The sequence below is a fragment of the Ruegeria profundi genome (assembly GCF_001507545.1).
In the GTDB taxonomy this organism is placed as follows: Bacteria; Pseudomonadota; Alphaproteobacteria; order Rhodobacterales; family Rhodobacteraceae; genus Ruegeria; species Ruegeria profundi.
Window position 1 is genome coordinate 84,644 of the sequence record NZ_LQBP01000013.1, and the last position, 8,190, is coordinate 92,833.

General features: G+C 52.7%; 8 protein-coding genes. 7 read left to right on the forward strand and 1 reads right to left on the reverse strand.

The window, feature by feature from the left end:
• Positions 1-11 precede the first annotated feature (11 nt).
• From AVO44_RS19005 to AVO44_RS19030, 6 genes are all read left to right on the forward strand, one after another.
• Positions 12-509: a TadE/TadG family type IV pilus assembly protein gene (locus tag AVO44_RS19005; RefSeq protein WP_068340623.1), complete on the forward strand. Its 498-nt coding sequence runs from the start codon at positions 12-14 to the stop codon at positions 507-509.
• Positions 506-1,150, forward strand: coding sequence for a TadE/TadG family type IV pilus assembly protein (locus AVO44_RS19010; protein ID WP_082677585.1), 645 nt, complete (start codon positions 506-508; stop codon positions 1,148-1,150). Before AVO44_RS19005 ends, AVO44_RS19010 begins: the two co-directional genes overlap by 4 nt.
• Positions 1,147-2,376, forward strand: a complete 1,230-nt coding sequence (locus tag AVO44_RS19015) for a CpaE/TadZ family protein (protein ID WP_068340628.1) — start codon at positions 1,147-1,149, stop codon at positions 2,374-2,376. Before AVO44_RS19010 ends, AVO44_RS19015 begins: the two co-directional genes overlap by 4 nt.
• Before the next feature lie 13 nt (positions 2,377-2,389).
• Positions 2,390-3,781: a TadA family conjugal transfer-associated ATPase gene (locus tag AVO44_RS19020; protein WP_233422035.1), complete on the forward strand. Its 1,392-nt coding sequence runs from the start codon at positions 2,390-2,392 to the stop codon at positions 3,779-3,781.
• Positions 3,778-4,746 carry a type II secretion system F family protein gene (locus AVO44_RS19025; RefSeq protein WP_068340631.1) on the forward strand — a complete coding sequence of 323 codons (969 nt, stop codon included), beginning with the start codon at positions 3,778-3,780 and terminating at the stop codon, positions 4,744-4,746. The genes AVO44_RS19020 and AVO44_RS19025 overlap by 4 nt, the downstream gene beginning before the upstream one ends.
• A gap of 68 nt (positions 4,747-4,814) precedes the next feature.
• A complete protein-coding gene (locus AVO44_RS19030) occupies positions 4,815-5,747 on the forward strand; it encodes a type II secretion system F family protein (protein WP_157770052.1) in 933 nt (310 codons plus the stop codon).
• Between the two features lie 685 nt (positions 5,748-6,432).
• Here AVO44_RS19030 and AVO44_RS19035 read toward each other — a convergent pair.
• Positions 6,433-7,536, reverse strand: a complete 1,104-nt coding sequence (locus tag AVO44_RS19035) for a hypothetical protein (RefSeq protein ID WP_157770053.1) — start codon at positions 7,534-7,536, stop codon at positions 6,433-6,435.
• A 113-nt stretch (positions 7,537-7,649) separates the two neighbouring features.
• On the opposite strand from AVO44_RS19035, the gene AVO44_RS21380 reads away from it, so the two are divergent.
• Positions 7,650-8,190, forward strand: a 541-nt coding sequence (locus tag AVO44_RS21380; RefSeq protein ID WP_205626562.1) for a PepSY domain-containing protein, incomplete at its 3' end; no start/stop codon positions are given.

The window sequence follows — 8,190 nt, forward strand, 5'->3', positions numbered from 1 at the left end:
GGCCAAAGATCATGAAAAACCGTCTGACAGCCCCTTTCAAACGCTTCGCAAGAAATGACGATGGCGCGGTCATCGTAGAATTTGGCCTTGTCATGCCGTTCATGCTGCTGCTCTTCGCCGCAACGGTAGAAGCCGCGCATCTGATGTGGTCCTACCAGTCAGTCATCGCAGGCGTTCGGGATGCAAACCGCTATTTGTCCAGGGTTACCCCCTTAGATATCTGCACTTCTGGCGGATCAGTCGCAGGGTTGGCCACAACTTTGAAGGACATCGTCGAGGATGACAAAGACGCCAGCATCCTGTTTCCGGCTAGCATCACCGTCAATTCGGTGACACCCAGCCTGTCCTGCGTTTCCGGAGCCTATCGAGTGAACCCAGCCCCAGTTGGAACGGTCAGCGCCAATATCACTGTTCAATTTCCTTTGGGCAGTATCCTGTCGCTCTTTGGGGACGGTTTGTCATCAGTGACGACCGATGTCTCGGACACATCGCGGATATTTGGACAATGAAGACTATGCTGCATATCAACGCGTTTTCGCGCCGCGTGATGGACTTCTTTGTTAGGCAAGACGGTGGTGTTCTTGTCGAGTTTGCCCTGATCGTTTCGCTGTTTCTTTTCCTCTTTATGTCGTTGCTGGACTTCGGTCGGCTTTCTTACAGCGTTGTGAACGCCCAGAAAGCCTCGCAACTTGCTACGCGTATCGCGATTGTGCGACCGCCTGCCTGTCCCGGAGTTCCTGCAACGCACCAGCGCGGTACATCTCCGTCATCACCACGTTTTGGCACGTCCTGCAGCGCCTCTGCCGGTGTTTGCGACGACCCGCAAACACCACCATGCGCTGGCGATGCGTCCAACCCTACGGCCTCGGAAATCTGGACGCGCATCAGTCCTTTATTGCCGCCGAGCGCCACAATTAACAATCTGCAGTTTCACTATGACTTCAATTCAAACTTGGGTTTCCTGGGTGGCCCTTACACACCCGTTGTCACAGTCGAATTGAACTTGGATGATTTTCAGTTCGTCTCACCACTGGGCGCGCTGGCAAATGCCGCAGGCGCGACAAACAGCACAATTTCTTCGACAGTCGGATACTCAAATTTCAGTGTTTCGTTGCCTGCTGAAGACCTTGCAATAGGAGAGTCAGGATGAAGGATCAAAACGTTTCCGCGATAAAATCACAAGCGATTATGCTTGTTACAGAAAACGAAGCCGTCACCCGGATGGTGGAGGAAGCCTTTCCTTCGGAATACGAGAACAGAGTCACTGAAAACACGAACACGTTCCGGGCGTTGAATGGAACCGCCCTTCAAATTGCGTTCAAACATGACGTGGTGATCTTCGAAATCGACCCCGATGACACCGGTGAAGTACAGGCCATTGAAGACGTGCTGGCACATCGCGATGACGACACGTTGTTCGTGGCGCTGACACAGAATGACCTCTCGATTTCCAAGGCCCGTGAGTTACGCAAGATCGGGATCGACGAAGTTCTCCCGCTGTCGATTGATGGCGAAGGCCTGAAAGCTGCCGTTGGCGAAAAAATCAGCGCACGCAGGGTTTCGCAGACAAATTTCGCGGGTGGCGTTGCGGCATTGGGCAAGGTGATCCCGGTGGCGAAATCGCGTGGTGGTGTCGGCGCTTCAACCGTTGCAGTTAACTTGGCTTGCTCACTGGTTGGCGGAAAGAGGTCTTTCTTCAGGAAGTCAGCGAAAAACCGTGTCGCACTTTTGGATTTTGACATTCAGTTCGGAAACTCGAACGTATTTCTGGATATTGAGGATAACGGCGGCTTCCTGCAACTTATTGAAAACTCAGAAGTCCCGGACGACCACTTTCTATCTTCGATCCTGCAAGAGCACGCGCTCGGCGTGGATGTCTTGTGCGCACCGGCTCCAATGGTGCCTCTTCAATCGATGCGGTCCGATGTTATCAAGGGCATGCTGGACCTGCTGCAAAGGCGTTATGACTATGTCGTCATTGATCTTCCCTGTGCAGTGGTTGACTGGGTTGAACCCATTTTCAAACAAGCCACTCAGTTGGCTTTAGTCACAGATACCACCGTTCCGTGCGTGCGGCAGGCTCGTCGGTTGATCGACTTCTACCGCGAGGTAAATGTCGGTCTTTCGGTTGAAATCGTCGTCAACCGAGAGCGGAATACTTTGATCAAAACTTCGCATGTCCGCGAAGCGGAAAAGGTGTTGGAGACAAGCCTTAAACACTGGTTGCCGGACAATCCAAAAGTCGCCCGCAATTCCGTGGATTTTGGAAGGCCGGTTGTTGATATGAAACCGCAATCAGATCTTGGAAAAGCCTTGGCAAAACTGGCCGCTGTCATGTCGGTGGATGCACAGTCATTGGCAACGAAAAAAGCATAATAAGGAGATTGTTGTGTTCAACGAATTCAGATCACGTAAGACCGCTTCCAAGTCGAATGTCCTGACACTGGAACGGCCAATTGAAATGCCCCTCAAGTCAAAAGCGGTCGCCGAGCCTGTAGACACTGATCTTCAGGCGCATCTGGAACTCAAGAGCCGCTTGCACGGTGAACTTCTGGACCGGCTGAATCTTTCGGTTATCGACAAGGTCGAGCGGTCGGAACTGAAACGCCAAATTGCCTCTCTAGTGACGGGTTTGATCGAGGCTGAAAAGCTGCATATGCGGTCCGAGGCTTTCACGGGTCTGGTAGATGAGCTCATCCACGAAGTCATGGGACTGGGTCCGCTGGAGCCTTTGCTGGAAGACCCAACCATCAACGATATTCTCGTAAATTCGTATGATCAAGTTTATGTCGAACGCTTTGGACTTCTCGAGGAGTCCACTGTCCGTTTTCGTGACGAACGTCATCTTCTGCGAATTATCGACAAGATCGTCAGTAAAGTAGGCCGTCGCATTGACGAGTCTCAGCCTTGGGTTGATGCACGCTTGGAAGACGGCAGCCGTGTCAACGCAATCATTCGGCCCTGTTCCGTCGATGGACCAGCTCTGTCAATCCGCAAGTTTTCTCGTAATCCACTGACAGTTGAGAAGCTTGTTGAACAGGAAAGCATGAATGATCAGGCGGCAAGACTTCTTGAAGCCCTCGTTGAAGCAAGGTTGAACATACTCATTTCTGGCGGGACCGGCTCCGGTAAAACAACAATGCTGAACGCAGTGTCTTCATTTATCGACGGCAAGCAGCGTATTGTGACCATCGAGGATGCAGCCGAACTACAGCTTCAGCAACGCCATGTCGTTCGCCTGGAAACCCGCCCGCCGAATTCGGAAGGGCAAGGTGTTATCACGCAACGCGACTTGGTCCGCAACGCACTGAGGATGCGCCCTGACCGCATCATCGTCGGGGAGGTTCGTGGTTCGGAATGTTTTGACATGCTTCAGGCCATGAATACAGGCCATGATGGGTCGATGACGACCGTTCACGCAAACTCGGCGCGTGATGCGTTAAGCCGGGTCGAACAGATGGTCACAATGCTTGGCGCTGACTTGCCTATGAGAACTATCCGCTCTCAGATCGCTTCAGCCATACAGGTTGTGCTCCAACTCACCCGCCTAAGCGACGGCACCCGCAGAGTCGTCAGCATTTCGGAAATCACCGGCATGGAAGATGAAACGATCACCATGCAGGATATTTTCGTCTTCAAGCGCCGCGGCAAGTCCGAGGACGGTAAAATCCTAGGAGAGTTTATGCCAACGGGTATACGACCAAAGTGCTTTGACCAATTGATCGCCGCGGGGGTCGATGTGGATACCAACATGTTTATTCATAAGGCACCGTCATCATGATAGACCTACAGCCAAATACACTGAACATTCTGCTATACATTTCGATTTTCCTTGGCGTTCTATTGGCTTACGAGGGTGTGGCGCAATTTCTTTTGCGCGGGGAATCCTCTAGCGAGGCCAGAAACCGCCGCATGAAAATGATCCAGGGCGGCGCTTCTACCGATGAGGTTCTGCAATTGTTGCGTGACCCGGCGATGATGGTTTCAGGCGAAAGACTCGGGCTGATCGCCCGGCTTCGTCGCCTGCTGGCTCAGGCTGGCTTAACGATCGGACCAGTGCCGGTTCTGTTCGCTATTGCCTTATTTGCAGCTGTAATCTTTGTTGCCGCTTCCCGCTTTATTTCACCGGGACTGGCGTTGGTTCTGAGCATCACTGTGGCCGTTGCATTTCCAGTAATTGTGTTAGTGGCAATAAAAGACGCCAGAGCCGAAAAGCTGACCAAACAGCTGCCAGATGCCTTAGATCTGATGGCCCGCGGCCTAAAAGTAGGTCATCCCGTCGCTGTTACGGTCGGAAATGTGGCGACCGATCTGCCGGATCCAATTGGCTCGGAATTTGGAGTCATCCAAGACCAGATTAACTATGGCGACGATGTCGCAACGGCGTTTCGGGACTTTGCGAAACGCGTTGGAACCGAAGATGCCAATTACCTGGCTGTAAGCATCGGGATCCAGCATGGAACGGGCGGCAATCTTGCCCGCATTCTGAACATTCTGTCTCAGGTGATCAGAGACCGGCAAACCATGCAGAAGAAAATCAAGGCAATTTCTGCCGAGGGCCGGCTGAGTAGTCTTATTCTGACGTTTCTGCCGGTATTCATCTTCCTTTCGATCCATCTGACTACGCCATCATTCTACGGCGATATTCAAAGCGATCCGTTGTTCCCATACTTTGCAGGCGCGATCATCGGCCTGACTGTAATACAAGGGCTCATTCTCAGACGGCTCGTTAGTTTCAAGTTCTAATCTGGAGCGGAGATATGGAATTCATTCAAGACATTCTGGGCGACCAAGATCTTCCTCAGCAGTATCTATTGCTGGCCGGTATCGCCGTGAGCATATTCTTTGTGGTTATAGGCGTCTCAGGGATGACCGCAAGTGACAACACCGCGGCTCGCCGGATGCGTGTTGGTTCGGTGACTGGCGGGCATGGCGCGGATTTTGACCTCATCCAGGGGGACAACAGTGATCCGCACGGGTTGCTTAAGGCATTCATCCCTGCTTCCAAGCGTGAGCGCTCCAAAATTGGCAGGCAACTAAAACAAGCCGGAATTCAGGGTAAATTTGCCATCCGCTCATTCTATTTGTTTAGGGTGGTTTTGGGTTTTTTGCTGCCAGCCGCTTTTGTAATCGCTCTCGCGCTACCGCTTGAAACGCAGGTACAGTTACGCATTGCCAATTTACTGCAGGGCATCACATGGGTTAATGCGCTGCAGATTGTCACAGCTTTGATGGTGGCCGGCTTTTATGGACCTGCCATTTGGCTGCGGTACCGGATAAAAAAGCGGCGTCGGGCGATCGAACACAGCCTTCCTAATGCGCTCGATTTGTTGCAGGTCGCGATCGAGGCGGGATTGGGCTTTGACGCTGCCATGGTGCGTGTGTCGCATGAAATGGCCCAAGCGGCGCCGGAAATTTCGCAAGAGTTCACCATTCTTCAACTAGAGCTTCAGGCAGGCAAGGAACGTCAAGCCGCGTTCATGGATATGGCGGACCGCGTAGGGATTGAAGAGGTGCACTCCTTCGCAAACGCGCTTCTGCAGTCCAATCAGTACGGGACCAGCGTCTCGGTGTCGCTGCGCACTTTTGCAACCGAAATGCGCCAGGACCGCGAGCTTCGAGCTCAGGAAAAGGCCAACCGCCTTCCGGTTCAAATGTCCGGCGTCATGGCTCTGTGTATGATGCCTGTTCTACTGATGGTTTGTCTGGCGCCAATGTTGATCCGTTGGATCAACATGTATGGTTGATGTGCGAAGAAAACTATCGGGACCAGTTAGAAAAGTAGCGTTGAGGCTGGCAGGAGGCTTTCGTGGCCTATGTCCGTGATTAAACGGTCGACATTCAAGTACTAAAAGCCTGTCCGAGATCATTTGTCTTGCCGATAAACAATATTTCTGAGCCTGCCCGACTGAACTGGTCCACCGTAGTGATCGGGAAACGGGAGTGATCAACCCCACCGGAGTAGTTCATCTAAATTAACAGTGAATGACCCGCCTTGGGTTCATCGGGGCGAACGTTTCCGTGGCTGGCGGGCGATATCTTTGAATCTATGGCTCAGGCTGTGGACGGTGAACTCTTTCTTTCCGGTGCTTCTCTCAGTGTCTTCATCATAGCAGCAGAGGCTGCATCAGCGCCCCTATCTTGGCAACGTAAGCCGGGGTGACTTCGAAGAAGGGTTAACCGGATCTCTTGAAACAATCCGTTGAAACGTAGCAATACGAGATGACCGCCTAGGGGGGTTAGCAGATTCGCAACCTCTCCTTTCAACTCGTTGATCTGAATATCCGTCAAGCCACGTAACTTAGGGTTTTAAACCTGTCGCGCAAAGCTTTCAACTTTGTCGATAGACTTTTGGATATCTTTCGTCTGCTCGTGCAAGGTCACATGACTGGCCTGTCATGTTTACCTCAATGTTTCATTTGTCAAAGACGATCAGCTATCGAGGCCGAGCATGGATTTTACAGCGGCCTCGACTTCATCGGTCACTGGTTTGTTAGCTGCGTTTTCCAGTGCTTCGCGCTCAATCTGCGGCTGGTTTTCGACAGCTTCGGCCAATTCGTCGATTTCTGCTGCGGCATCGTCGTAATCAATCGCAGCTTGTCTTTCTGCATTCAGATCATCTGCCGCATCGACAGCTTCCTGCAACTCGTCATTGGCGGTCTGAAGCTCTGCTTCAATATCGGGATCTGTCCCTCCGGCATCGGCAAGAGCGTCCTCCAGTTCAGTCACGCGATCCTGCTTCTCCTGGACATCTGTCAGAGCCGCTTTGAGATCTTGTTCAATTTCGGAAACTGGCCGGTCCGGCGGCGTCATTCCATCAAGCAAGGCCTGCTTTTCTTCTAGCTCCATGCGCAACTCATCCCCGGCTAAGACCGCATCTCGATAGGCGGCGATGCGGCCAACGCGGGAATTCGGCGCGGCATTCTTCAAGGCGTTTTCGCTAGCGTTGGCAGCATTCAGCGCCCCTAGTTCTGAGGGGTGGACACCCAACAAAGAGGCCATTTTATTCCCTGTTGGGCGCATGGCCGGGCGGGTCTTTTTGGTCACCTCAGGCTTTGGCTGGGCCGTGCGCGCCACGCGCACGGTTTTGGTCTTCTTCTTGGTTTTCTTGCCGCCAAACAGGTTCTTCAAAGAAAACGTTTTTTCTTTAGAGGACTTTGACTTTGTACCACCTGCGGTGGAAGATTTGCGGCCCAATTTTCCGGCTGCTTTCTTGCCGTCGTTCTTGGACGCGCCGGGTTCGCCGCCTTTGCCTTTACCTTTCCCGGCACCGTCGTTGCCTCCGCCTTTGCCGTTTCCACCACCATTACCCTTCCCGCCACCGTTTCCCTTGCCTTCCTTCGCGTATGCGGCATCTGGAAATGCGATCGTGCCGACAATCGCGGTGGAACCCAACAGGGCAATGGCAATGGCGGTCGCTTTCAACAGTCCAGTCGATTTGGTTTTCATAATGGTCCTCGATCGCTTGCAAGTTCTTCTGTCGCCTCGATGTAAAATCAGCGGACACGGAAACCCGGCGTCGGAAACAGAATCCAACGCACCGATCTAAACCCATCATCATTGAACGCACACGTAACTGGCTGTTCATCACAGGTTCACATTCAAATTGGTAGATTAGACAGGCATTTATGTAGTAAAGACTGATCGGGATGAAAAAGCTCATTGTCCTTGCGTTCCTTTTTGCCTTTCTCCAACCAGGTGAGGGGCAAACCGCCGCGCGTGAGCTGAAGCAGTCCGAACTACGCAAGGCGACAACCTCCGGTAGCGCCATCCGGTTAAATAAAGTCATAAAAGGTGTTGAAAAGGTTTTTGGCGGAACGCCGGTTGACGCGCGCGCCTTTCAGGCTGACAAGTTGTATTATCGCATTCTGGTCAAGAAACCGAACGGTAAAATCATCAGTGTTATCGTAAACGCCCAGACCGGTGTGGTCGTGTCGAACCGGTCCAGCGTCGGGCGGCAAATTTCCGAAGCAGCGCGATCCGCTTCTGATAAGTCTGTCAATGCCAAATCGCGGGGGAAATCCGCTAACCAGGGTAACAGCGGAAACAAAGGAAATCGTGGCGGCAACGGCGGTGGCAACTCTGGCGGCAATGGCGGTGGCAACTCTGGCGGCAATGGCGGTGGCAACTCTGGCGGCAATGGCGGTGGCAACTCTGGCGGCAATGGCGGTGGCAACTCTGGCGGCAATG